Genomic DNA, 22,806 nt, shown 5'->3' on the forward strand with positions numbered 1-22,806 from the left:
AGAAAGGTGATCTGGCGCAAACTGCGATGTTGCACCGTACTTTATACGGCAAGGGAGGCTGTGCGCTGGCGCAACGTCGGCGCAGGGATGGGGCATTTGCCCAAGAATCTTTCAGGTCAAGAAACGGGGAACACATGCGCGGCCGACATCAAGAGCAGTGCCCAAACGGCGGCTGAGAGTGCGGCGGTGGCATAGACGTGCCTCGCCGGCAGTTGCAGCATGCCGGCCATCAGCGGCACGGTGTAACGCATCACCGCCAGAAAACGCGAGGCGAACAGCAGCGGCAGCCCGCGCTTTTGCAAGGAACGTTGCGCTTTGCGCAGTGGGGCGTGAAAGCGTGCCGGCAGCCGGCGGCCAAGATCGCGACGGCAGAGCAGTGCGCCGCAGTGGAAAGACAGGATTGAGCCCAACGCCGCGCCAAGGGCGATGGCCGCCCAAACCGCGCCGATCGGCAGCGCATGTTTGCCCGCAAGGATGCCCATCAGCAGCGTCACCGAGGCAGGCGGCAGGACGGAGGACACCACGATCACGGATTTTCCCAGCGCGAACAGGAAAATCAGCAGCAGCAACATCTCCGGTTCCGGGCTGTATTTGGCGATAATGTGCGTCAATTCATCCATTTAACACCTGTGGGCGAGAGGGCTGACTGTCAGTGTCCCATCCGCAGGTTCAATAATGGCTAAATAACGCGTCGCTATCCGGTTATCTCTGCGTCTTGCTTACGTGCCTCAGCATGCCGATGTCTGAGCGCCCCTAACAGCACGGCGCACAGCAGCGAAAAGGCGGCCAGCACCAGCGGCCCGGCATGCGGGCTGTGAAAACGCTGTTCCGCCTCAGTGCGGATCAGCGGGGCTAAAAAGCTGAATGCGGCGCCGAGCGTGGTGCAAAAACCGATGCCGGCCGCCAGCGCCGGACCGGTGAGCAGCTGAGCGGGAAACGTCCAGAAAATGGGTTGTACCGCCAGAAAACTGACTGCGCAACAGCTCAGGGCGACGATAGCGAGCAACGGGCCGGCATAGGAAGAGACGACCAACCCCAGCGCTGCCGCGACCATGCAGCCAACGGCGATCGGCAATCTTCTGGCGGTTTTTCTGTCGGCATAGCGCGGCAGGAAATAGACGCCAAGCGCGGAGCATGCCCAGGGAATGGCGGCCACCAACGAGGCCTTGAAGCCGAGATGGGTGCCCATCAGCGAGGCGATCTGCGACGGCAGAAAAAACATCAGGCCGTATACGCCGATTTGCAGGGTGCCGTAGATCAACGCCAGATGCCAAACTTTGCCGCTTCTCATCGCCGCTTTAACGCTGTTGGTTTCGGTACGCTGCTGTTCAGCGGCCAGCTGTGTGACCAGCGCATTACGTTCTTCCTCGGTCAGAAAGCGGGCCTGCCCTGGGCTATCGTCGAGATAGAAAAAGGCGAAGACGCCGAGGACGACGGCCGGCAACCCTTCCAGCACGAACATCCAGAACCAGCCTGGCTTACCCAGCACGCCGTGCATCTCCAGCAAGGCCCCCGACAGCGGTGAGCCGAGCGTCAGGGCCGCCGGTACGCCAAGCACGAAAATGCCAATGACCGAGGCGCGTACCTTATTGGGAAAATAGATCGACGCCAGCAGCAGGATGCCGGGGTAAAAGCCGGCTTCGGCGATCCCCAGCAGAAAGCGCAGGACAATAAATTGCTGCTCGTTGGCCACCAGCCCGGTACAGGCCGACAATGCCCCCCACAGCGCGGTGGTGGCGCTGAGCCAGCGTTTGGCGCCCCAGCGATTCATCAACAGGTTGGCCGGAATGCCGAACAGCGCATAGGCGGCAAAGAATATCCCCGCGCCCAGCGCAAAGGCGGATTGCGACAGCGCGATATCGATGGCCATCGCGTCTTTGGCAAAGCCGACGTTGACCCTGTCGATAAACGCAATGAAGTACATGGCGAACATCAATGGCACCAGTCTGCGCCAGGTTTTGCGGATGGCGGCGTTGAGCGCTGGAGCGGCATAGGTGGCGTGATTCACTGGCGGTAACCTCTCTTCTGAGAATGATAAACGTCGGTCATAAGGATCGTCCTGGCGCCGTGGCCCATCATGCGGCGATGACATGGCTTTTCTGCGTGAGCCTTAAAGGTCTAAAGGACTAATGGTCAGGCCTTTAGGGGCGGAAAAAACGCCGCGTATTGCGTCGGCATATCGGTACAGATATCACCATGGTGAATGGTGTGTTGCCTTTTTGTTAATTGAAAGTTCACACAGGGCCAGGAGGCGTTCAAGCGCTTTGATCGAGATCTGTGTGCGCTATCACCGAATTGGGAACCCGATGACAGACACTGGAGAGTGGCGCTTTCATCTCGCGAGGGAGGGCGATAAGGTGAAGCACGGCACAACAGAACGCAGGAGCGCAACATGCTGAAGGTCATTGCTGAAGATTTCATTCACCCGGAACACATTGACACCGTTATGCCGTGGTATCGCGAGCTGGTGGAGAAAACCCGGCAGGAGCCGCTGTGCATCAGTTATGAACTGTGCATCGACCAGCAGGATCCCGGGCACTTTATTTTTATCGAAAGCTGGCCGGATCGCGCGGCGCTCGAAGTGCATTGCCAGACCGAGCATTTCACCCGGCTGGTGCCGCAGATCAATCAGTATCAGCGCAAGCCTTGCACCTTCCTGTTTATGCAGGCGTTCCCTGAAACAGGCGATAAATAGGCGAAAAAATCCCCGCAGGGGGCGGGGTCAATGGCTTCTCAACACTATCTTGTTGTGATTAAAAAATAGGCTGATAATGATTTTTATTCTCTAAGAATGCTCTTAAATTAATCAATCTGGTGAATGATTCGCCGTCTGCTTTTCGCTGGCGGTTTTAATGGCGCGCAGCATGCGGCGTCTTATCAACCCACTCACCAGGCGAATCGCATACCAGTAGGGGGTAAACCGCCGCCGGCTGGCGCTGTCAGGGCAGAAGATGCGCGTTTCCGTTACCAGGCGGCAGCGCCCACCCTCCAGCGGGCTCGCGGCATACCCCAGCGCCAGTTTGGCGACGCCGGGCTGAGCGAAGGCCTGAAAGTCCGCCCCGTCAGCGACCTTCACCAAACCGTATTCGGCCTGCCAAAACCGGCCGATCAGGCCATAGACCAACGCGGTTTCATCCTGCTCAAGCAGGCAAAAGTTATGCAGGCCAAACGGCGGAGGACGGGGCTTATCGCGTGGCATCAGCCGCGCGGGCAATTCGCGCAGCGCTATCATGCTGCGGAAAAAACGATCGCGCTTGGGATCGTAAGCGGCCACGGCGTCCAACACCCGCGATTGCGGCGCGGTGATGACGATCGTATGCCGCTCAGAGAACTGGTATTGCCCAAGGTATTTATTCAACAGCGTCATGTCGTTCATGCTCCCGCCATTCGCTATGCAGCAGGGCGAAACCGAATTCATCACCCCATGCGCCTTTGAAAAACACGTTTTGCCGCCAACAGGCCTCACGGCGAAAGCCCAGCTTACTGAACAACGCGGCGGCGCGAAGATTACGCGCGTCCACCACGGCGGTAATGCGGTGTTTCGCCAGCGGCCCGAACAGCAGGGCGATGACGGCGCTTAGCGCCTCGCGCGCCTGTCCTTGCCGCTGATGAACCGGATCGAAGGTCACGCCCAGTTCAGCCTGACGCCCTTCATCGAAAAAATGCACCGCGACATCGCCCAGCAACGCGCCGTCCTCGCGGCGCTCGACCGCCAGTTGAAACCAGCTGTCATCACGGTTGAACGCGAGCCGCTGTTGCTGTGCGAAAAAGGCCTGCGCCTGCGCGGCGCTGTAGTCGCTCCAGCTCTGGTAGCGCGCCACGTCAGGATGGTTGCGGTAGGCGGTAAAGTGGGGCAGATCGTCGGCGGTGAACGGACGCAAGATCAGTCTGGGGGTCAGCAGAGGCAAGTGGCGCATTATTTTTCCTTATCAGCGCATGAGGGCTACCGGCAGTGTAGCCCAGCGCCGAGAGGCGGGCTGCGTAAAATGAGCTGTGGTGGGGAGACGTAGCGGGAAATGCCGGCTCAGGCAAGCCGGCAAGCAATAAGGGGGTTAACGACGAGCGGCCGCCTGACGCAGGCGTTCGACCGGCGCCTGCTGAAAATCGAACGATGGCGCCTCGCGCTGCGTCAGCCCCTGGCGCACGATGGCCTTCACGGCCAGGCTGGCGGCGAGATCCTTCCCGGCGATCTGCTCGGCGATGCGCAGCGCTTCTTCCCGAGCCGAGCCCTCGCTGATGCGGGAAATGGCGCCGTGTGACAGGGCCTCCCGCGCACCGACGGTTCTGCCGGTCAGCAGCCAGTCGAGGGCGACATAGGGAGAAACTCGCGCCGGCAAGCGCGCGCATCCGCCTTGCGCGGCGACCAAGCCGAGCCCGGTTTCGGGGAAGCTGAAGCGCGCGTTCTGGCCGGCGACGATCAGATCACAAGCCAGGGCGAGCTCAAAGCCGCCCCCGTAAGCGATGCCGTCAACGGCGGCGATGATCACCTTGGCGATCTGCGCATGGATCAGTCCCCCGAATCCCTCCGGCGTGACGATGGGCAGTTCGCCCTGTCGGAACGCGGTGACATCCATGCCGGCGGAAAATACCGCCGGCTGACCGGTCAGGACGATCGCGCGTATCGTATCGTCATTATCCGCCTGCCGCAGGTAACTGCGGATCAACTTGGCCATCTGCAGGTTGATGGCGTTCTTTTTCTCCGGCCGATTGAGGGTGATGACCGCAACCTGCGCGCCGTGGCGCTCATAAAGCACCGGGAGGGCTTCACTCATTGTTGGTCTCTCCCCGGAAAAACAGCAGCGTCAGTAGCAGGGCGATGGCGCCGAGCGGCAGCGAAAACAGTGGCAAATAGTGGGCCGGCAACGCATAGAGCGACAGGCCGCCCAGCATGCCGCCGGCCGCGATGCCGGCGTACAGCACCGAGCTGTTGAGCGACACGGTCAGCGCGCCAAAGCGTTTCGACAGCGACAACAGGTGATGCTGGATCGGCACCAGATACATCCAGCCGGTGATGCCCCAGACCAGAAAGATGGCCAGCACCCACCAGGGCGAGGTGACGTAAAAGGCCAGCAGGAACAGGGACAACGTCTGGATCGCCACGGAAAACAGCAGCACGAACTTGCTGCCTAGGGCGTCGGTCAGCGCGCCGGAGGCAAAATTGCCGATCACCGCGCCAATGCCGAACACCAGCAGCGCCAAAGGCAGAATGGCTTCCGGGCCGAACTGGGTGTCTTTCAACAGCACGCTGACGTAGCTGTAAACAATGTGCTCCGAGCACACGGCGAAAAAGGTGATCAGCAGCGTGGTCAGCACCGCCTTTTGCCGCAGCGGGGCGAGCCGTTCTTTCAACGAATGTTTGCCTGGCGCCGCAATAGCGCGCAGCGCCAGCGACAGGCCGAGCAGCGCCACCGCCCCCAGCAGGGCGATGAACAGAAAGATGTCGCGCCAGCCGATCAGTTTGGCCAGAAAGGTGCCGAACGGAATGCCGAGCGCGATGGCCAGCGTCATGCCGCCATAGACGATGGAAATAGCCAGGCCGCGGCGTTTTTCCGCCACCAGCCCCACCGCGGCGGCGGCGGCCTGCGGGGTGTAACAGGCCGCGCCCAATGCCGCCAGCACTCGGCCGAACGATATCTGCAGATAGCTGGTGGCCCAGGCGCAGGCCAGGTTGCCGGCGATGAACAGCACCAGCGCCAACTGCAGGATGTGCTTGCGGTTGACGTTGCCCAGCAGCCAGGCGGTCAGAGGCGCAAACAGCATGTAGGCCAGCGCGAATACCGATATCAACTGCCCCGCTTGCGCGGGGCTGACGGCAAATGTCGCGGAAATGTCGCTGAGCACGCCGGCGACGATAAAGGCGTCGGTGCCGATGGCGAAGGTGCCGGTCGCCATCAGACACAGCGTGACCAGATGGCCGTTATAATCCGCTAACTTCATCCCGCCCTCCGCAGATCGTTTACCGCCCAGACCCGGCTCAACGCCGCCAGGAAGGTCTCCACGTCGGCATGGGAATGCGCCGAGGTCGGCGTCACCCGCAGCCGCTCGCTGCCCGCAGGCACCGTCGGGGCATTGACCGGTTGCACGTAAATATCGTGCTCATCGAGCAGCACTTTACTGATGTGTTTGTTGCGATGGGGATCGCCGACCCGCAGCGGCAGGATATGGCTGTCTGCCGACACCAGCGGGATGCCGGCGGCGCGCAGACCGGTCTTCAGGTGCTCGACGATCGCCAGCAGGTGCTTGCGTTGGGTGTCGTGCTCGAGGTTGTATTTAAAGCTGGCCAACGCGGCGGCCACCACCGGCGCCGGCGACGAGGTGCTGAAGACGAATGCCGGCGCCCAGCTGCGCACGGCTTCCACCACCGAACGGGGCGCGGCGATATAGCCGCCCGCCGCACCGTAAGACTTGCCGAACCCGCCCTGGATAATGGTGATTTTATCCAACAGGCCCAGCTGTTCGGCATAGCCCAGCCCCCGTTCGCCATACACGCCGGCCGAATGAATTTCGTCGAGATAGGTCAGCGCCTGATACTGTTCCGCCAGCGCCACAATCTGCGCCAGAGGAGCAAAGTCACCGTCCATGGAATACAGCGACTCAAAGGCGATCAGCTTTGGCCGCGCCGGATCGGCGGCCTGCAGCAGCTCGGCGAGGTGCGCCACGTCGTTATGGCGGAAGATTTTTTTCTCCGCCTTGCTGTAGCGAATCCCGTAAATCATCGAGGCGTGATTCAGTTCGTCAGAGAACACGATCAGATCGGGAATGGCGTCGCACAGGGTGGACAAGGTGGCGTCGTTGGCGCCGAAGCCGGTGGTGAACAGCAGCGCCGACTCTTTGCCGTAGGCGCTGGCCAGCAGCGTTTCCAGTTCAGTGTGATAGACCGAGGTGCCGGAAATGCTGCGGGCGCCGCAGGTGCCTAACCCGACTCGGTTAACCGCGTCGGTGGTGGCCAGCAGCACTTTGGGGTGGTGGCTCATGGCCAGATAGTCGTTTGAGCACCAGACGTTGAGACGGCGCTCGCCTTGCTGCCCGTGGCTGGTGGCCCAGGGTTTGTCCTGCACGCCGCGTTCAAGGTTGAGGAACTCGCGAAAACGCCCCTGCTTTTTGGTTTCCGCCAACTTTTCTTCAAGAATGTTCAGTACGCTCATAGCATGTTCCTTGTGTTAAACGGCTTTAAGGTTTAATGACAGGCCCTGACCGACGCCGACGCACATTGTGACCAATGCGTTGCCGGCCTGCCGATCGCGTAATTCCAGCGCCGCCGACAGCACCAGGCGCGTACCGGACATTCCCAGCGGATGGCCGAGCGCGATGGCGCCGCCGTTTGGGTTGACGCGCGCGTCGCCGGCGTCGATGCGCCAGTGTTTCAGCGCCGCCAGAACCTGCGCGGCGAAGGCTTCGTTAATCTCGATGATGTCAAAATCATTCAGCGTGAAACCGCCGCGCTGCAGTAAGCGCTCGGTGGAAGCGATCGGCCCCAGCCCCATCAGCGCCGGCGCGACGCCGGCGGCCGCGCTGTCGCCGATCTCCGCCAGCGGTTGCCAGCCCTGGCGTTTCACGTAGCGTCCGGAGGCCAGCAGCAGCGCGGCGGCGCCGTCATTGATGCCGGAAGCGTTGCCGGCGGTGACCGAACCACCGGCGGCGAAGGCCGGTTTCAGCGCCTGCAACTGCTGCAGCGTGCTGAGCCGGGGGAATTCGTCCTGTGCGAATATGCGGGTGGTTTTACGATCCGCCGGCACATCCACGGGCGTGATTTCCCGCGCCAATCGACCACTGTCGATCGCCCGGCGGGCTTTTTGCTGCGAGCCCAACGCGAACAGATCCTGTTCCTCTCGCGAGATACTCTGCTGTTGGGCCACGTTTTCCGCCGTGATGCCCAGCGGATCGCTGCCGTAGCGTTCCGCCAGGCGCGGGTTGACAAAGCGCCATCCCAGCGTGGTGTCGTACAGTTTTACTCCCTTGTCGAACGGCGTTTCGCCCTTGCTCAGCACATAGGGCGCGCGGCTCATGCTTTCCACGCCGCCGGCCAGAATCAGTTCGCTGAGGCCGCTGCGGATTTTCGCCGCGGCGTAGATCACCGCATCCAACCCGGAGGCGCAAAGGCGGTTGAGGGTGATGGCCGGCACCGACTGATCCAACCCGGAAAGCAGCGTCGCCATGCGGGCGACGTTGCGGTTGTCTTCGCCGGACTGGTTGGCGCAGCCCAGCACCACTTCATCCAGATCCTGCTGCGCCGCCGGATGGCGTTGAAACAGGCTGCGAATAATCGTCGCCGCCATATCATCGGGGCGGGTATGCGCCAGGCTGCCGCCATAGGCGCCGATCGCCGTGCGCGTGCCGTCGATCAGATAAACACCGTCATCTTTAATGCTCATCATGGATCCTTAAGGCGTGGTGGTCAGCGCCGGTTGGGCGGCGTGCAGAAGGGTGTAATGCGGCGCATAGCGCGCCGCGTGCAGCAATTGCGCCAGGTTGCTCAGCGTCGTCCTGACATTTTCCTCCCCGAGGCGAGTGAGCCAGCCGAAAATACCGTCGGCGTAGTTCACGCCGGCGACGGCGGCGACATCAATGTCTTCCCGGCTGCAGACGCCGCTTTCCACCATGATCACCGACTCGTTGATCAGGCTGCTGAGCACGCGGGCGACGATCAAGGCCGGGGAATCCTTGATAAATTCCACCAGCGGGATCGCGGTGTGCAGCAGGCGCAAAAACAGCGCCTTATTGGCCGCAGAGGCGTGGCGGCTATGCGCCGCCACCAGGTACGCCGTATCGCCGTAGTTCAGGGCGACATCGACGACAAAGGCGTCCGCCGCGGTCTGTTCGGCAAGCTGGTTTGCCGTGCGGCCATCGGTAACGCTGACGGTGAAAGCGTCATTGACCTGAATGGCGGCGCCCAGGCCCGGTAATGTCGGCCGTTGTTCCACGCGCAGCCGCGGCCATTGCAGGGCGGCCCGCTGCTGTAGCAGGGTAAAGAGAGGATGTTCACCGTAAATGCGTAGCGTCTCGACTTCCGCATCGACGGCGGCCGCAAGCGGCGGGGGAGATTCTTCGGCGGAAAAATAGGAGCGGCCGTTCTTTTTGCCCAACAGACCGGCATCGACCAGCGAGCGCTGCAGATGGCCCGGGGTATAGCGCGGATCGTACTGCATGTCCTGCCAAATTTGCCGGCTGACCTGATAGTTGATGTCCTGACCGATAAAATCGGTCAGCTCGAGCGGCCCCATGCGAAAGTGTCCGCCGGCTTTGAGGGCGCGGTCGATCTGCGGCGCACGCGCCACGTGTTCTTCCAACAGGCGGAACCCTTCCAGATAGTAGGGGCGGGCCATACGGTTGACGATAAATCCCGGCGTGGCCTGACAGACGACATCGCGTTTCCCTAACGCCGCCACCAGTTGACGGCAACGTTCGGTGGTGACCTGTGCGGTAAAATAGGCCGGAATGATTTCAATCAGCTTCATCAGCGGCGCGGGGTTGAAAAAGTGCAAACCGATAAAGCGTTCGCTGTGCGTCACCGCCGTCGCCAGCTTATTAAGCGACAGTGAGGAGGTATTGGTGGCGATCAGCGTGTCGGGCTTGACCGTCGCGGCGATGGCCGCCAGCACTTCGAGTTTGGCTTGCTCATGCTCTGCGATGGTTTCGATCACCAGATCGCTGTCGGCGATGGCCCCAAATTCCGTGGAGAACGTCAGATTAGCCAGCACCGCGTCTTTGTCCTGCAGCGCGAGCTTGCCCTGTTCCACCTTTTTGTTCAGGTCTTGCACGATAGCGTCGCGAGCTTGATTGAGGGTATTGCCGTTGCGATTATAAAGCACCGTACGAATGCTTTTTTGCGCCAAAAGATAAGCGATGCCTCTGCCCATCGTTCCCGCGCCGATAATCGCAGCCGATTGAATTGCCGCATTACTTTCTGCCATAGAAAATCCCCGTCACTGTATGCCATGCGAAATTCGCAAATGCTTATTATCTCTTTGGATTTACGGCGGCACCGGGTGCCTGTGAGGAAAGTAATTGGCGGTGTCTTGACTGTCTAACGGTAGAAATGACAGGTTTACCTGCAGCCGGGGTTATGCTATTCGCGTAGTTTTTAGGCTCAGCCCAATAAAAAGGCTTATTCTGAGGGAAATAAACCGGGGAATAGCTTTTTTCGTTATAGCGTTCGTATTTTTTATTATATGAAACGGCTATTGGCGCCGGGCGGCGATATCCTATAGTGAGTCTGACCTATCAATAAATCGACATCGCTATTTGGAGAACCTGCGTTATGGATACCCGCACTCAACGGCTCATGGCGGAGGTGATTGGCAGTTTGACCGATCGCGAACGTTTTCTGACCCAACTGGGGCGCTGCGTCGAGGCGCTGGGTTTTGATTATTTCTCCTACATCGTTTTTTCCTGTTATCCGGCGAGCCGGCCAAAAATGCGGGTTGAAGGAACGTTTCCGGCGCGCTATCTCGAGGATTATCGGCGGCAGCGGGCGTATTTGCAGGATCCTGTCATCGAGCGAGCCCACCATTCCACGCTGCAATTCCAGTGGGACGAAAGTTTTTATCACGAGCGGCCGGCGCTTTGGCAGCGCATGTCGCAGTTTGGTCTGCACACCGGGTGGTCGCAATCGGTCAAGGATTGCTATGGCCGCCTGGGGATCCTGACTTTTGCCGGCAAGACGCTGCCGCAGCAAACGCCGCAGGCCGGCGCGGTGAATGAACTCTTTTTCCTTTGGCTGGCGCAAACCGCCCACAAAACGCTGCGTGAAGCGTTGATATCGGTGAACGACGAAGCGATAAAAGATGTGCTGACGCTGCGCGAGAAAGATATCTTGCGCTGGTGCAGCGAAGGCAAAACGGCGGAAGAGATCGCGCTGCTGATGGGGGTGAGTGAACGTACGATCAATTTCCATATCGGTAACTCGATTAAAAAACTTTCGGTCGCCAATAAGACCGCAGCCACCGCCAAAGCCGTTTATTTACAGCTGATTTAATTGCGAGAAATAAATAATTAATCGCCTATCAGTTAGCGGCGCGATGTTTATATTTTGTTAAATTAAGCATTGTCCTTATCAGTATTTACCTCCGATCACAAAAGCGTGATAAAGCGGTTCACCGCGCCCGTGCGCGGCAGTACTCTGTAGGCACCCGGTTTACATAGAAAGGATGTGATATGTACAAGACTATTTTAGTGCCGATAGATATTGAAGAGGATCTGTTGACCGAGCATGCGCTGAAGCATGTGGAATATTTGGCGAAGATGTCCGGCGCTAAAGTGCATTTTTTCCATGCGCTGCCGGATGCCTCGGCTTTTGTTACTGCCTATTCGTTCGGTCTCAAGGAGTTTGAGAATCAGGCGGAAGTGAAGGCGGTGGAGAAGCTGAAGAAAATCATGTCGGAAATCGATCTGCCGTTAGATCGCCTCAATTACACCGTCAGCTTTGGCTCTGCGCGCGATCAGGCGCTGGAACTGGCGGAAGAGATCGACGCCGATCTGATCATCATCGGTTCGCGTCGTCCGAGCGTGAAAACTTATCTGTTGGGCTCCAACGCCGCCGCCATCGTTCGCCATGCCAATATATCGGTGATGGTGGTTCGATAATCCTCCTTTAAGCCCGCCGTTTTCATGCGCGTTCTGCGGTCGCCGGTCGGCCGCAGAACGCAGGCTGCTTTATTGCCATCTCAGCCTGAGCTGCTACGATTTTAGCTGACGTTTTTTATGCCGACCGGGCCAGCGGCCTTGCGCATATTCTTTATTTCAGCCAAAAGAGGGGCAGCCATGCCATTAGAAGTCGATGGGATCATCAGAGGCGATCGAGGCAGTGAACCGAGCCATTGGCAACATACGCCAACCAAACCGCTTATCACGATGACCTGGCATCACACCATCCCCTGGAACTGTTTACGCAATGTCTGGAATGGTCTGGTGGCTGGCGAGCACTGGAACGCGCTCGACGAGTTTATGAATCTGATCGGTGTGCCTAACCGCGCCGAGGTGCTCAAACAGATCAAGAATGAAAATCTGCAGGATCGCGATGGGTTACATACCCTGGTGACCTGGCAAGGCTGGAATATCGTCGAGGGTCCGGGTAACGAATATCGCGCGCAGGGTGACGATCCCGGTGAAAATTTCGACGACTGGTCCGGCAAAGGCATGAGCACGAATCAGCAAGCGACGCTGCAGCAGGTCAAAGTGTTGTATCAGGTGATGGCACCGCTGGGAAGCCGCGCGCTGGACGCCGCCAGACAGGCGCCGAACATTACTGCGGAAGAAGCGAGCGTCTTGCAACGAACGATTAAACAGACCCGCCCAACGTTGCGCGGAAAGGAACCGATCCGGTGGCAAGAGGGCATGTGGCACAAAGTGCAACCTGGTAAAGAGGCGAAACATTTCGCCCAATGGGACAGCAAACCCGTGTGGCGCAAGCGCCTGCACAGCGACTTGGCTCAGGCAGGCTAAACTTCGCCCCGCGCCGGATTGGCGGCGCGGGGGCATCAATTCGGCGCTAATCACACAGCGCCGCTATCTCGTTATACAGCGTCCTGGGGATTTCCACGCCGTATTGTTCGCTGTGGCGTCGTTGCCGATAGCGCCGCTCGCCGGGAATGCGTGCGCCTTGCGCTTGCATGTCGGCAAACATCGCCTCCGCGCTGGCGAAATACCGCTCCTTATCCGCGCCGAGAAAACGCTCGGGATCCAACGCGATGATCAGTTCACCGCCGTAGGGCGATGAACCCGCGCCGTCGTCATAGGCCAGCGATTCTTTGCTGGTCATGTCGCCGATCAGCGGCCCAGCCAACAATTCAACCATGGCCGCCAGCGCCGAGCCTTTATGGCCGCCGAAAGTCAGCATCGCGCCCTCCAACACGCTGGCGGCGTCGGTGGAGGGGTTGCCTGCCTTATCAATGCCCCAGCCTTCCGGCAGCGGGGTGCCGGCGCGGCGATGCAATTCGATTTCGCCGCGCGCCGCCGCGCTGGTGGCCATGTCGAACAAAAACGGCGGCCGAGCCGGGCGCGGCCAGCCGAAGGCGATGGGGTTGGTGCCGAATAGCGGGCGTGAGCCGCCGGCCGGCGTCACCCAGGCGTGGCTGGGCGTGCAGGCTAAGGCCACTAAACCCTGTTCGGTCAGCGGTTCGATGTCGGCCCACAGCGCGGAGAAATGCACGCAGCGGTTGATCGCCAGGGCGGCGATGCCGTTGGCGCGCACCTTATCGATAAAGGCCGGCAGAGCGGTGCGGTAGGCGAGCAGGGAAAAGGCGCCGCCGGCATCGGCGCGCAAGATGGCCGGCGCCTGGTCGAAGAGCCTGGGTTTCGCATCGGCAGAGACTTTGCCCGCCCGTAATGAGCGGACGCAGCCCAACAGCCGGTACAACCCGTGCGAAGCACAGCCGTCGCGCTCGCCCTGAATGACATTTTGCGCCACTGTCTCAGCATGCGCCTGATTGAAGCCGTTGCAGCGCAGTGCGCGTAGCGCCAGTTGATAAGCGTGTTCCAGCGACAAAACGTGCATGGTTGTCATTTCGATGTCCTCCCTGGGTCATTCTTCTTCATCGCCGATAAAATTGGCCTGGGGTAAACAGGTATAGGCGCCCCAGTAGTAAATCGCCAGCGCAATCACCGCCATGGTGAGGGTGTCCCACGGATGAGCAATAGCGCCGATGCCGCCGAAACTGCTGAGGTAGGAAAGCGCGATCGTCAGCGCATAGAAGACGATTAGCCACAGCGAGGACCAAATTTGCTGCCTGAGGCTAACGGCGTGGGTCGGCACCTGATTCTTGAACAGGATGTAGATGAAGAACATCAGTATCTGCAAGCCGAGCAGCCAGGAGACGGTGTCCCAGCCGGACCAGAAGACGATCAGCGCCGAAATGATAAATGACAGCGGGCCGAGCACGCAGAAACCGCGCACCCGGAACGGACGCGGCATATCGGGCGCATTGCGCCGCAGCCCGGCGGCGGTGACCGGGGCGATGGCGTAACTCAGCACCAGCGCGGCGGACACCACGCCGATCAGCTTTTCCCACGATGGGAACGGCAGCGTCCAGAAGACCGAGAGGGCGAAGGTCAGCCACAACGCCGGGCGCGGGATACCGGATTCACCATCCACCCGGGTGAACAGTTTGAAGAAGGTGCCGGCGCGCGCCCACCCGTAGATCACGCGAGGCGTGGCGTTCATGTAGATGTTGCCGGTGCCGCTGGGCGAAACGATCGCGTCGCTGACCACCAGAAACGCCAGCCATCCCATGCCGAGCGTGATGGCGATATCGCGGAAAGGCAGGGAAAACTGTTGGCTGATGCCGGCCCAGCCGCCGCTCAGCATCTCGCTGGGGATACTGCCGAGAAACGCTATCTGCAGCAGCACATAGATGATGGTGGACAGCACTACCGACAGGATCAGCGCGATGGGAATGGTGCGCTGCGGTTTTTGCACCTCGCTGGCGACCGAAATGATCGGCGTCAGGCCGAGGTAGGCGAAGATGATGCCGCCGGCGGAAATGGCGGCTTCAACCCCGGCGGAGCCGAAGGGGGCAAAGCCCTGGCTGTGCAGGTTTTCCGGTTTGAAAAAGCTGAACAGCACCACGATCACCAACAGCGGCACCAGAAACTTCAGCACGCTGATGAGATTATTGGATTTGGCGAAGGTTTTGACGCTGTAGTAGTTGAGCGCGAAGAAAAAGCACAGCAGCGCCAACTGCACCAGCCAGCCGAGCGCTGTCGGATCGCCGGAACCCGGCTGGCTGAGGAGCGGGAACCAGGCGGCGGCGTACTGACGGGCGGCGACGACCTCGATAGCGATCAGACTGGAGAAGGCGATCAGCGTGATAAACCCCAGCAGATAGCCCATCAATTCGCCGTGCGAGAACACCGGATAGCGAATGATGCCGCCGGCGCGCGGCAGGGCGGCGCCCAGCTCGCAGTAGACGATGCCCAGCAGCAGCACCGCCAGGCCGCCGATCAGCCAGGAATAGATGCCGGCGGGGCCGGCGATGGAGGAGACATGGCTGGCGGCGAACAGCCAGCCTGAGCCGAATATGGCGCCCAGACCGATGAACGTCAGATCGGTGAGCGTAAGCTGCTTCTTGAATTTGCCTTGGGTTGTCATGGTATTACCCTTTTGTTATTGAGTGGCAGGCAGATGCGGCCGGGCTAATGTTGGGCAGGTGAAACTATGGGATCTCGGGTGTAAACGCCGTTCACCAGCCGCAGCAGGTTGAGCGGGTTGGCGTCCTGCAGCGGCGGCGGCAGCAGCGCCGCTGGGGTGTTTTGCAGGCAGACCGGCCGCAGGAAACGCTCGATGGCCAGCGTGCCTACCGAGGTGCCGCGTGCGTCGCTGGTCGCCGGATAAGGGCCCCCGTGCACCATGGCGTCGCACACCTCTACCCCGGTTGGATACCCGTTGAACAGCACCCGGCCGGCTTTGCGCGTCAGCAATGCCGTCAGCCCGGCGGCCATATCGAGATCGCCGTCTTCCGCCAGCAGCGTGACGGTCAGCTGGCCTTGCAACGCCGCCAGCGCCGCATGCAGCTGCGCTTCGTTATCTACCGCCACCAGCACGCTGGCCGGGCCGAAGACCTCTGTTTGCAGCAGCGGATCGGCCTGCAGCAGCAATGTTTCCTCCGCCTGATAAAGCTGCGCCGCTGCCCGGTGGGGCAGAATCTCGCGCCCCCCCGCCAGATGCCGTATGTGCGGATGGGCATCGAGCGCGGCCAGCCCGCGCCGGTAGTGCTCCAGCGTGCCGGCATTCAGCATCGGCTGTGGGGGGGCGGCGTCGACCAATGCGCTCATCGTCGCGGCCAACCGTTCGAAGGCGACGCCGCGCAGCGCGACGATCACGCCGGGCTTGGTGCAAAACTGGCCACAGCCGAGCGTGAAGGAGGAGACCAGTTCCTGCGCGATGTGCTGCCCGCGCCGAGCCAACGCCTGTGGCAGGATCACGACCGGGTTAATGCTCGACATCTCGGCGAAGACCGGGATCGGCTGGGGACGCTGCGCGGCCAGATCGAACAGCGCCCGGCCGCCTTGCAGTGAGCCGGTAAACCCCACGGCCTGAATCGCCGGATGCTGCACCAGCTCGGCTCCCACACGGTTGCCGAAGATCATGTTGAAGACGCCGGCGGGCATGCCCATACGTTCCCTTGCGCGCTCGATCGCCTGAGCGGTCAGCTCGGCGGTGATCATATGGCCGCTGTGTGCCTTGAACACGACCGGGCAGCCGGCGGCGAGCGCGGCGGCGGTATCACCGCCCGCGGTGGAAAACGCCAGCGGAAAGTTGCTGGCGCCGAACACCGCTACCGGACCGAGCGCCGTGCGATATTGACGCAGATCGGGACGCGGCAGAGGAGAACGCTGCGGCAACGCGCAGTCGATGCGCACGCCCTCGACGTCGCCGCGTCGCAGCAGCGTGGCGAACAGCCGCATCTGGCCGCTGGTTCTGGCGCGTTCGCCGCTTAACCGCGCCGGCGGCAGGGCGGTTTCCTGCATGGCGAAGGCGAAGAAGGTCTCATCCAACGCGTCCAGCTCCTCGGCGATGGCGTCGAGAAAACTCGCGCGTTGTTCGGCGCTGCATTGCGAATAGGGATCAAAGGCCGCCGCGGCGGCTTCGGCGGCGGCGGCGGTTTCTGCCGCCGTAGCCTGGTGGAAGCGGTAGCCGGTCGGCTGACCGTCGTCGGCGCGCAGGCTGAGCAGCGCCGCTTCTCCCGTAGCACGGCGCTGGCCGCCGATAAATTGTTGGCCGCTGATGGCGGTATCGCGAGCGTTGGGCATGGGTCCCCCTGGTAGAGAAAGTGCGCCGCCCGGCGTGGCCGGGCGGCGAAGGCGTTATAGGCCGACGTCCGGCAGCGCGGGACGAGTGGCCAGCGCTTTATCGATCACGGCGTTGATTTCGGAGAGCGTTTCCCCCTGCAGCGCCAGACGCGGCGGGCGAGTGACGGCGCTGCCACGGCCGACCCGCTGTTCGCACAGCTTGATGCATTGCACCAGATCGGGGCGGGCATCGAGATGCAGCAGCGGCATGAACCAGCTGTACAGCGCCAGCGCTTCCTCATAGCGTTTTTCCTTCGCCAGACGGAACAGGGTTTCCCCTTCGCGCGGGAAAGCGTTGGACATGCCAGAGATCCAGCCTTGCGCGCCGACGGCGATGCTCTCCAGCACCACATCATCCAACCCGGCGAACAGTACGAAGCGATCGCCGACTTCGTTGCGCAGATCGATAAAGCGGCGGGTGTCGCCCGACGAGTCTTTGAAACACACGATGTTCTCGCAGTCGACCAGTGAGGTCAGGATGTCGGGCGTGACGTCATTTTTGTAAATGGGAGGGTTGTTGTAGACCATGATCGGCAGATCGGTAGCGCCGGCGACGCTGCGAAAGTGCGCGGCGGTTTCGTGCGGTTTGGCAGAGTAGACCAGCGCCGGCATCACCATAATGCCGTCGACGCCGGCCTTTTGCGCTTCACGCGCCATGTTTTGCGCGAAGGCGGTGGTGAATTCGGCGATGCCGGCGATCACCGGCACTTGGCCGTCGGCGGCGTCCCTCGCCACTTCGATCACCGCCAGCTTTTCCTGTACCGTCATCGAGGTGTTTTCACCGACGGTGCCGCAGACGACCAGGCCGGAGACGCCGTCGCGCACCAGGTTTTTGATCACCGTATGCGTGGCGTCGAGGTCCAGAGAAAAATCGTTGCGGAACTGGGTCGTCACCGCCGGGAATACGCCGCTCCAGCTTAGGGTTTTATGGCTCATCGTGTTTGTCCTGTCGTCCGAAAGTGTTAATAAAAAGTGAATCTTTGGTGAGGCTCACCGACAGATTGACCGGTATTGCACAGGGAGGCTTGACGCTTTTCGCCGATTGCTGCGACGAAATTGGCACAATGGCGCCGGAAAGCGGGCATGCAGAAATCGGGCGCCGGTGCGCCATAAAGAATGATTTTTATGCGGTAAATCAGCGAATTAAGCGGAAAGCGTCAGGCGGAAATCGCGCGGCGTGGAACCGGTCATCGCTTTGAACTGACGGCTGAAGGCGCTGTGATCGGTATAGCCGCACTGCAGCGCGATGTCGGTGATCGGCAGCTCGCCCGCCAGCAGTTCCGTGGCCTTTTCCAGCCGCACTTTGTGGATCATCTGGCGCGGAGTGAGGTGGAAGATACGTTTGCAGTAGCGTTCTATCTGCGCCACCGATAACCCGGTCAACGCCGTCAGCTCCTCGAGCGCGATCGGCCGGGCGTAGTGGCGGCGGATGTATACGTCGATCGCGGCCAGCCGTTGGTAAGCCGGATGATTGGCTTTGGCCTCTTGCAGATCGTGTGAAATGCCCGCCATTCCGATGATTTTTCCCTGCGCGTCGTACAGCGCCAGCTTTTGCGTCAGGCACCAGCCGGTTTCACGGCCGTTGTACAGGTGCATTTCCAGCTGATCCTGGATCAGCACGCCGTGGCGCAATACCCGCAGATCTTGCTCGGTGTAGCCGGATCCGAGCTGCGCGGGGAAAACGTCGGCGGAGGTCTTGCCCAGCAGCGGCGCGACGGTCTTGAAGCCGCAGCGCCTGGCCAGCGTCAGGTTGGCCAACAGGTAGCGCGCCTGGGCGTCTTTGATAAAGAACACCACATTGGGAATCGCGTTCAGCAACGGCGCGATCAGCGCCAGCGTATTGAGCAGATCGCGCAGGTTGTTCGGACGCTGCTGCGCCAGCCCGTCGCACAGGCGCGACAAATGTTCGACGGCGAAAACGTCCTCCTGATCCGGCAGCTCCACCAGGGCAGGCGGTGAGGGAGAAATCTGATGTTGATGGTCTGAAATGGATCGCATAGCAGTCCCTTTTCGGTCGTTAGCCGGAAAAACAGGCGGCCAGGTTGGCGCTTTCGCATCAATATTAACTTTTTTGTAACGAATCAAGCGCTATTTCCGGCTGGCTACCAAATATGCGGATCGCCGCATACTTTTGCCGGACGGCGCGCGCCGGTTGCTTGAAAACTGCGGTATTTCTCGCTACGCGGTGGTCTAGCATGAAAGTAACGTAATGATAAATAAGTTATTGTTATGTTTGCGTTAAACGTATGCCCGTGATGGGCCAGGCTAGCCTGTCCTCATTGTGCTGATTTCTTCATTCGCCACGCCGAAACGCATCAAGCCGTCATGCGCGCATTCGTTCAGGCTAACGCTATTGGTAACATCTCATTAACCCTGGAGACGCCGATGGCACTTTCTGCGCATATCACCGCTTTGCGGGCGATCGATTCTCATACCGGCGGGGAGCCGACCCGGCTGATCGTCGAAGGCTTCCCCGACCTTGGCGAAGGCAGCATGGCGGAACGGCGGGCGCATTTCGCGCAACATTATGACGATTGGCGCTGCGCGGTGATGCTCGAACCCCGCGGCAATGACGTGTTGGTGGGGGCGTTGCTGTGTCGGCCTTGTTCGCCGCAGGCTACCGCCGGGGTGATCTTTTTCAACAACACCGGCTATCTGGGCATGTGCGGCCACGGCACTATCGGGCTGATTGCTTCGTTGGCGCATCTCGGGCGCATCCGCGCCGGGCGTCATCTGATCGAGACCCCGGTCGGCCCGGTGAACGCCACGCTGCATGATGACGGCAGCGTTACCGTAGAGAACGTGGCGGCTTATCGTTATCGCCACCAGGTGCGAGTTGAGGTGGCCGGTTACGGCCCGGTGACGGGGGACATTGCCTGGGGGGGAAACTGGTTTTTTCTCATCGGCGAGTCGCCGTTGACCATCGATAAACATAATCTGGAGGCGCTGACCGCGTTCACCTGGGCGGTCCGGCAGGCGCTTGAACAGGCGGGCATTCGTGGCGAAGACGGCGGGGCGATCGACCATATCGAGCTGTTCGGTGACGATCCGCAGGCCGACAGCCGCAGCTTCGTGCTGTGCCCCGGCAAAGCCTACGATCGATCGCCGTGCGGCACCGGCACCAGCGCCAAGCTGGCGTGTCTGGCGGCGGACGGCAAACTGGCGCCCGATATGCACTGGCGCCAGGCCAGCGTTATCGGCAGCGAATTCCAGGCTTATTACCGCTGGAACGGCGAGCGCATCACCCCCTTTATTCGTGGGCAGGCTTATGTATGCGCCGATAGCCAACTGTTGCTCGACGAACGCGATCCTTTTGTCTGGGGCATACGCTGATGGGCGGCGGACGGGGAGTTGATGCCATCGTGGTGGGTGCCGGCATCATCGGCGCCGCCTGCGCCTGGCGGTTGGCGAGGGAGGGGTACCGCGTCTCGGTGGTGGACGACTGTCGCGCCGGCGCCACCGCCGCTGGCATGGGGCACCTGGTATGCATGGACGACAACCCGGCCGAGCTGGCGTTGAGCGCTTATTCGCTGCGGTTATGGCGTGAAGTGACGGGCCGGATGCCGCAAGCCTGCGCCTGGCGCGGCTGCGGAACGCTGTGGTTGGCGGAGCAAGCGAATGAAATGGCCATCGCCGAACAAAAGCGGGCGCGGCTGGCGGAGCAGGGCGTGGCGGCGGAACTGCTGACGGCGGAGCAGGTTGCCGCCATGGAGCCGATGCTGCGGCAGGGGCTCGCCGGTGGGCTGCGGGTGCCGGGCGACGGCATTTTGTATGCGCCGCAGGCGGCGCGTTGGCTGTTGGCCGACGCTGGCGTGGCGATCGATGTGGTGCAGGGTGAAGCGATCGCGCTGGACGAGGCGGCTGTGCGGTTGGCGGACGGCAGAGAGCTGGCGGCGCCGGTGGTCGTCTTGGCCTGCGGCCTGCGGGCCAATGATTTGTTATCGCAGCCGTTGCTGCGTGCCAAGAAGGGCCACCTGGCGATCACCGATCGTTATCCGCCGCGGGTGCGGCATCAGTTGGTGGAGCTGGGGTATGGCGCCAGCGCGCATGCCAGCGACGGCGCTTCCGTGGCGTTCAATGTGCAGGCGCGGCCCACCGGGCAATGGCTGATCGGTTCTTCCCGCCAGTTCGATTCCGTCGATTCGTCATTGGATATGCCGCTGTTGGCGGCGATGCTCATGCGCGCGCAGCATTTCTTGCCCACACTGGCGCAGCTGAACATCATTCGCTGTTGGACCGGGCTGCGCGCCGCCTCTGCCGATGGATTGCCGCTGTTGGGCGCACATCCGCGGCATACCTGGTTGTGGTTGGCGTTGGGGCACGAGGGGCTGGGCGTCACGACCGCCCTCGGCAGCGCCGCGCTGCTTGCTGCGCAGATCGGCCGGCAGGCGCCGGAGATTGATGATTCCCCGTATTTGGCGGCGCGGGCGTTTGCCGCCGAGGAGCTGCCCGTATGAAAGAGAGGCAAAACACGCTCGCGTTGAGCATCGACGGCAAACCCTACCGGGTGCCGGTTGGCATCAGCGTTGCCGCGGCGCTCAGTTTGTGCGGCGGGGATCATTGCCGGTTGTCGATTTCACGCCAGCCGCGCGCACCATTTTGCGGCATGGGCGTTTGTCAGGAATGCCGGGTAACCATTAACGGTCTGCGCCGCCTGGCGTGCCAGACGTTGTGCCAATCCGGCATGCGGATTGAGAGGAGCGATGATGAGTGACTTCGATTGCGAGGTGCTGATCGTCGGCGCCGGGCCGGCCGGCATGGCGGCAGCGCTGGCGGCGGCGGAAAACGAGGGGCAGATACGGGTGATCGATGATAATCCGCACCCCGGTGGGCAAATCTGGCGTGATGGGCCGCAGGTGGCTTTGCCTGAAGCGGCGAGACGATATCGGCAGGCGATGGCGGCGCGGGAAAATATTGTGCTGCACTCCGGCTGCAAGCTGGTGGCGCAGTGTGGCGCTAACCGATTGGCGTATGAAGACGCCGAAGGCTGCGGCGTGATTCGCTATCAAAAGCTGATTCTATGCAATGGCGCCCGTGAGCTGCTGCTGCCGTTTCCTGGCTGGACGTTGCCGGGAGTGAGCGGCGCCGGTGGTCTACAGGCGCAAATCAAGCAGGGGCTGGCGATCCGCGGTGAGCGGGTGGTGATAGCCGGCAGCGGTCCGTTGCTGTTGGCGGTGGCGAAAAGTGTGAAACAGGCCGGTGGCGAGGTCGTGCTGGTCGCGGAACAGGCGGCGCTGCGGCGATTGGCGGCATTCGCCGGCGGCCTGTGGCGTTGGCCGCCCAAGCTGCGTCAGTCGTTTTCTCTGATTCAGCCTCATTACCGTGCCGATAGCCGAGTATTGGCGGCATTGGGGCAAGAGCGCTTGACGTCAGTGCGCGTCGGCAACGGCGGGCGGGAAAGTACGGTGGCCTGCGACAGGCTGGCCTGCGGCTTCGGTTTGGTGGCGAATATTGAACTGGCGATGCTGCTGGGATGCCGGATCGCACACGACGCCGTCGCGGTGGATTATTGGCAGCAAACCAGCCAGGCGCAAATTTATGCCGCCGGGGAGTGTACCGGTATCGGCGGCAGTGAACTGGCGCTCACCACCGGCGCCATCGCCGGTTATGCCGCCACCGGGCAAAAGGCAAAAGCCGAATCCCTGACGGCGCAGCGGCGGCGATGGCGGCGTTTCGCCACGTCGACAGCGGCCGCTTTTGCGCTTGATGAACGCATGAGTTATCTGGCCAAACCGCAGACGCTGCTGTGCCGCTGCGAAGACGTCACGCTGGAACAGGTATGCCATCAACCTGACTGGAACACGGCCAAGCTGAGCAGCCGCTGTGGTATGGGAGCCTGTCAGGGCAAGGTTTGCGCGACGGCGGCGCGGCACCTGTTGGGGTGGCCTTTGCCGCCGCCACGCGTCCCTTTAACGCCGGTGCGGACGGAAACGCTGGTTGCTCTGGGAAGGCATTGCAGCGACGACGATAATTGATGGGGCATCGCGGCAGTGGCGTTTCAGTCCAAATCGATTTCGCTGC

At 61.3% G+C, this 22,806-nt stretch carries 22 protein-coding genes; 8 read left to right on the top strand and 14 right to left on the bottom strand.

Annotated features, from left to right (window positions below; genetic code table 11):
- Nucleotides 1-116: 116 nt before the first annotated feature.
- Together CPH57_RS05585 and CPH57_RS05590 are read right to left on the bottom strand one after the other, a co-directional pair.
- The gene (locus CPH57_RS05585; RefSeq protein WP_033642614.1) at nucleotides 117-620 is read right to left on the bottom strand and encodes a DedA family protein; all 504 of its coding nucleotides are present in this window, start codon (nucleotides 618-620) and stop codon (nucleotides 117-119) included.
- A 74-nt stretch (nucleotides 621-694) separates the two neighbouring features.
- Nucleotides 695-2,008: an MFS transporter gene (locus tag CPH57_RS05590; protein ID WP_033642615.1), complete on the bottom strand. Its 1,314-nt coding sequence runs from the start codon at nucleotides 2,006-2,008 to the stop codon at nucleotides 695-697.
- A gap of 384 nt (nucleotides 2,009-2,392) precedes the next feature.
- Here CPH57_RS05590 and CPH57_RS05595 point away from each other — a divergent pair, with 384 nt between their 5' ends.
- Nucleotides 2,393-2,695 (top strand): putative quinol monooxygenase, encoded by a 303-nt coding sequence (locus tag CPH57_RS05595; RefSeq protein ID WP_033633403.1) that lies wholly within the window; start codon nucleotides 2,393-2,395, stop codon nucleotides 2,693-2,695.
- Nucleotides 2,696-2,806: 111 nt separating this feature from the next.
- Here the strand turns inward: CPH57_RS05595 and CPH57_RS05600 are convergent, their stop codons facing one another.
- The 7 genes from CPH57_RS05600 to CPH57_RS05630 form a co-directional block, all read right to left on the bottom strand.
- Nucleotides 2,807-3,376 carry a hypothetical protein gene (locus CPH57_RS05600; RefSeq protein ID WP_226886057.1) on the bottom strand — a complete coding sequence of 190 codons (570 nt, stop codon included), beginning with the start codon at nucleotides 3,374-3,376 and terminating at the stop codon, nucleotides 2,807-2,809.
- A complete protein-coding gene (locus CPH57_RS05605; RefSeq protein ID WP_060659691.1) occupies nucleotides 3,351-3,917 on the bottom strand; it encodes a GNAT family N-acetyltransferase in 567 nt (188 codons plus the stop codon). Before CPH57_RS05605 ends, CPH57_RS05600 begins: the two co-directional genes overlap by 26 nt.
- Before the next feature lie 135 nt (nucleotides 3,918-4,052).
- Nucleotides 4,053-4,772 carry an enoyl-CoA hydratase-related protein gene (locus CPH57_RS05610; RefSeq protein WP_060659690.1) on the bottom strand — a complete coding sequence of 240 codons (720 nt, stop codon included), beginning with the start codon at nucleotides 4,770-4,772 and terminating at the stop codon, nucleotides 4,053-4,055.
- The gene (locus CPH57_RS05615) at nucleotides 4,765-5,937 is read right to left on the bottom strand and encodes an MFS transporter (protein ID WP_060659689.1); all 1,173 of its coding nucleotides are present in this window, start codon (nucleotides 5,935-5,937) and stop codon (nucleotides 4,765-4,767) included. The genes CPH57_RS05610 and CPH57_RS05615 overlap by 8 nt, the downstream gene beginning before the upstream one ends.
- Nucleotides 5,934-7,145 carry a 5-aminolevulinate synthase gene (hemA, locus tag CPH57_RS05620; RefSeq protein ID WP_033642619.1) on the bottom strand — a complete coding sequence of 404 codons (1,212 nt, stop codon included), beginning with the start codon at nucleotides 7,143-7,145 and terminating at the stop codon, nucleotides 5,934-5,936. Before hemA ends, CPH57_RS05615 begins: the two co-directional genes overlap by 4 nt.
- 15 nt (nucleotides 7,146-7,160) lie before the next feature.
- Nucleotides 7,161-8,372 (bottom strand): acetyl-CoA C-acyltransferase, encoded by a 1,212-nt coding sequence (locus CPH57_RS05625; RefSeq protein WP_033642620.1) that lies wholly within the window; start codon nucleotides 8,370-8,372, stop codon nucleotides 7,161-7,163.
- A gap of 9 nt (nucleotides 8,373-8,381) precedes the next feature.
- Entirely contained in the window at nucleotides 8,382-9,911 is a 1,530-nt protein-coding gene (locus CPH57_RS05630) for a 3-hydroxyacyl-CoA dehydrogenase NAD-binding domain-containing protein (RefSeq protein WP_096242120.1), read from the bottom strand.
- 347 nt (nucleotides 9,912-10,258) lie between these two features.
- Between CPH57_RS05630 and CPH57_RS05635 the strand changes: the two genes are divergently transcribed.
- The 3 genes from CPH57_RS05635 to CPH57_RS05645 all read left to right on the top strand — a co-directional run bounded on the left by CPH57_RS05635 (nucleotide 10,259) and on the right by CPH57_RS05645 (nucleotide 12,441).
- Nucleotides 10,259-10,975: an autoinducer binding domain-containing protein gene (locus tag CPH57_RS05635; RefSeq protein WP_033642622.1), complete on the top strand. Its 717-nt coding sequence runs from the start codon at nucleotides 10,259-10,261 to the stop codon at nucleotides 10,973-10,975.
- 179 nt (nucleotides 10,976-11,154) lie between these two features.
- Nucleotides 11,155-11,583 (top strand): universal stress protein, encoded by a 429-nt coding sequence (locus CPH57_RS05640; protein ID WP_033642623.1) that lies wholly within the window; start codon nucleotides 11,155-11,157, stop codon nucleotides 11,581-11,583.
- Nucleotides 11,584-11,760: 177 nt separating this feature from the next.
- On the top strand, nucleotides 11,761-12,441 hold the full coding sequence (locus tag CPH57_RS05645; RefSeq protein WP_096242121.1) for a hypothetical protein: 681 nt from the start codon (nucleotides 11,761-11,763) through the stop codon (nucleotides 12,439-12,441).
- Nucleotides 12,442-12,487: 46 nt separating this feature from the next.
- Here CPH57_RS05645 and CPH57_RS05650 read toward each other — a convergent pair whose 3' ends face one another.
- The 5 genes from CPH57_RS05650 to CPH57_RS05670 all read right to left on the bottom strand — a co-directional run bounded on the left by CPH57_RS05650 (nucleotide 12,488) and on the right by CPH57_RS05670 (nucleotide 18,783).
- Nucleotides 12,488-13,501, bottom strand: coding sequence for an Ldh family oxidoreductase (locus CPH57_RS05650; protein WP_096242122.1), 1,014 nt, complete (start codon nucleotides 13,499-13,501; stop codon nucleotides 12,488-12,490).
- 18 nt (nucleotides 13,502-13,519) lie between these two features.
- Nucleotides 13,520-15,085 (bottom strand): APC family permease, encoded by a 1,566-nt coding sequence (locus CPH57_RS05655; protein WP_033642626.1) that lies wholly within the window; start codon nucleotides 15,083-15,085, stop codon nucleotides 13,520-13,522.
- A gap of 44 nt (nucleotides 15,086-15,129) precedes the next feature.
- Nucleotides 15,130-16,746: an aldehyde dehydrogenase (NADP(+)) gene (locus CPH57_RS05660; protein WP_089194523.1), complete on the bottom strand. Its 1,617-nt coding sequence runs from the start codon at nucleotides 16,744-16,746 to the stop codon at nucleotides 15,130-15,132.
- Between the two features lie 54 nt (nucleotides 16,747-16,800).
- The gene (locus tag CPH57_RS05665) at nucleotides 16,801-17,721 is read right to left on the bottom strand and encodes a dihydrodipicolinate synthase family protein (RefSeq protein ID WP_089194524.1); all 921 of its coding nucleotides are present in this window, start codon (nucleotides 17,719-17,721) and stop codon (nucleotides 16,801-16,803) included.
- A 207-nt stretch (nucleotides 17,722-17,928) separates the two neighbouring features.
- Nucleotides 17,929-18,783 carry an AraC family transcriptional regulator gene (locus CPH57_RS05670; RefSeq protein ID WP_033642629.1) on the bottom strand — a complete coding sequence of 285 codons (855 nt, stop codon included), beginning with the start codon at nucleotides 18,781-18,783 and terminating at the stop codon, nucleotides 17,929-17,931.
- A 387-nt stretch (nucleotides 18,784-19,170) separates the two neighbouring features.
- Between CPH57_RS05670 and CPH57_RS05675 the strand changes: the two genes are divergently transcribed.
- From CPH57_RS05675 to CPH57_RS05690, 4 genes are read left to right on the top strand one after another with little or no spacing between them, the layout of a single operon-like run.
- The gene (locus tag CPH57_RS05675; protein ID WP_033642630.1) at nucleotides 19,171-20,118 is read left to right on the top strand and encodes a 4-hydroxyproline epimerase; all 948 of its coding nucleotides are present in this window, start codon (nucleotides 19,171-19,173) and stop codon (nucleotides 20,116-20,118) included.
- Complete coding sequence (locus tag CPH57_RS05680; RefSeq protein WP_089194525.1) at nucleotides 20,118-21,242, top strand: FAD-binding oxidoreductase; 1,125 nt, start codon at nucleotides 20,118-20,120, stop codon at nucleotides 21,240-21,242. The genes CPH57_RS05675 and CPH57_RS05680 overlap by 1 nt, the downstream gene beginning before the upstream one ends.
- Nucleotides 21,239-21,499: a (2Fe-2S)-binding protein gene (locus CPH57_RS05685; protein WP_033642632.1), complete on the top strand. Its 261-nt coding sequence runs from the start codon at nucleotides 21,239-21,241 to the stop codon at nucleotides 21,497-21,499. Before CPH57_RS05680 ends, CPH57_RS05685 begins: the two co-directional genes overlap by 4 nt.
- On the top strand, nucleotides 21,492-22,760 hold the full coding sequence (locus CPH57_RS05690; protein WP_046686809.1) for an FAD/NAD(P)-binding oxidoreductase: 1,269 nt from the start codon (nucleotides 21,492-21,494) through the stop codon (nucleotides 22,758-22,760). The genes CPH57_RS05685 and CPH57_RS05690 overlap by 8 nt, the downstream gene beginning before the upstream one ends.
- Nucleotides 22,761-22,806: the final 46 nt, after the last annotated feature.

This window comes from Serratia sp. JKS000199 (assembly GCF_900215455.1).
Taxonomy (GTDB): Bacteria; Pseudomonadota; Gammaproteobacteria; order Enterobacterales; family Enterobacteriaceae; genus Serratia; species Serratia ureilytica.

Bases quoted from the DNA above. Each gene is read 5' to 3' on its own strand.
- CPH57_RS05585 (WP_033642614.1), bottom strand. From the start codon at position 620: ATGGATGAATTGACGCACATTATCGCCAAATACAGCCCGGAACCGGAG.
- CPH57_RS05595 (WP_033633403.1), top strand. From the start codon at position 2,393: ATGCTGAAGGTCATTGCTGAAGATTTCATTCACCCGGAACACATTGAC.
- CPH57_RS05600 (WP_226886057.1), bottom strand. From the start codon at position 3,376: ATGAACGACATGACGCTGTTGAATAAATACCTTGGGCAATACCAGTTC.
- CPH57_RS05605 (WP_060659691.1), bottom strand. From the start codon at position 3,917: ATGCGCCACTTGCCTCTGCTGACCCCCAGACTGATCTTGCGTCCGTTC.
- CPH57_RS05610 (WP_060659690.1), bottom strand. From the start codon at position 4,772: ATGAGTGAAGCCCTCCCGGTGCTTTATGAGCGCCACGGCGCGCAGGTT.
- CPH57_RS05615 (WP_060659689.1), bottom strand. From the start codon at position 5,937: ATGAAGTTAGCGGATTATAACGGCCATCTGGTCACGCTGTGTCTGATG.
- hemA (WP_033642619.1), bottom strand. From the start codon at position 7,145: ATGAGCGTACTGAACATTCTTGAAGAAAAGTTGGCGGAAACCAAAAAG.
- CPH57_RS05625 (WP_033642620.1), bottom strand. From the start codon at position 8,372: ATGAGCATTAAAGATGACGGTGTTTATCTGATCGACGGCACGCGCACG.
- CPH57_RS05630 (WP_096242120.1), bottom strand. From the start codon at position 9,911: ATGGCAGAAAGTAATGCGGCAATTCAATCGGCTGCGATTATCGGCGCG.
- CPH57_RS05635 (WP_033642622.1), top strand. From the start codon at position 10,259: ATGGATACCCGCACTCAACGGCTCATGGCGGAGGTGATTGGCAGTTTG.
- CPH57_RS05640 (WP_033642623.1), top strand. From the start codon at position 11,155: ATGTACAAGACTATTTTAGTGCCGATAGATATTGAAGAGGATCTGTTG.
- CPH57_RS05645 (WP_096242121.1), top strand. From the start codon at position 11,761: ATGCCATTAGAAGTCGATGGGATCATCAGAGGCGATCGAGGCAGTGAA.
- CPH57_RS05650 (WP_096242122.1), bottom strand. From the start codon at position 13,501: ATGACAACCATGCACGTTTTGTCGCTGGAACACGCTTATCAACTGGCG.
- CPH57_RS05655 (WP_033642626.1), bottom strand. From the start codon at position 15,085: ATGACAACCCAAGGCAAATTCAAGAAGCAGCTTACGCTCACCGATCTG.
- CPH57_RS05660 (WP_089194523.1), bottom strand. From the start codon at position 16,746: ATGCCCAACGCTCGCGATACCGCCATCAGCGGCCAACAATTTATCGGC.
- CPH57_RS05665 (WP_089194524.1), bottom strand. From the start codon at position 17,721: ATGAGCCATAAAACCCTAAGCTGGAGCGGCGTATTCCCGGCGGTGACG.
- CPH57_RS05670 (WP_033642629.1), bottom strand. From the start codon at position 18,783: ATGCGATCCATTTCAGACCATCAACATCAGATTTCTCCCTCACCGCCT.
- CPH57_RS05675 (WP_033642630.1), top strand. From the start codon at position 19,171: ATGGCACTTTCTGCGCATATCACCGCTTTGCGGGCGATCGATTCTCAT.
- CPH57_RS05680 (WP_089194525.1), top strand. From the start codon at position 20,118: ATGGGCGGCGGACGGGGAGTTGATGCCATCGTGGTGGGTGCCGGCATC.
- CPH57_RS05685 (WP_033642632.1), top strand. From the start codon at position 21,239: ATGAAAGAGAGGCAAAACACGCTCGCGTTGAGCATCGACGGCAAACCC.
- CPH57_RS05690 (WP_046686809.1), top strand. From the start codon at position 21,492: ATGAGTGACTTCGATTGCGAGGTGCTGATCGTCGGCGCCGGGCCGGCC.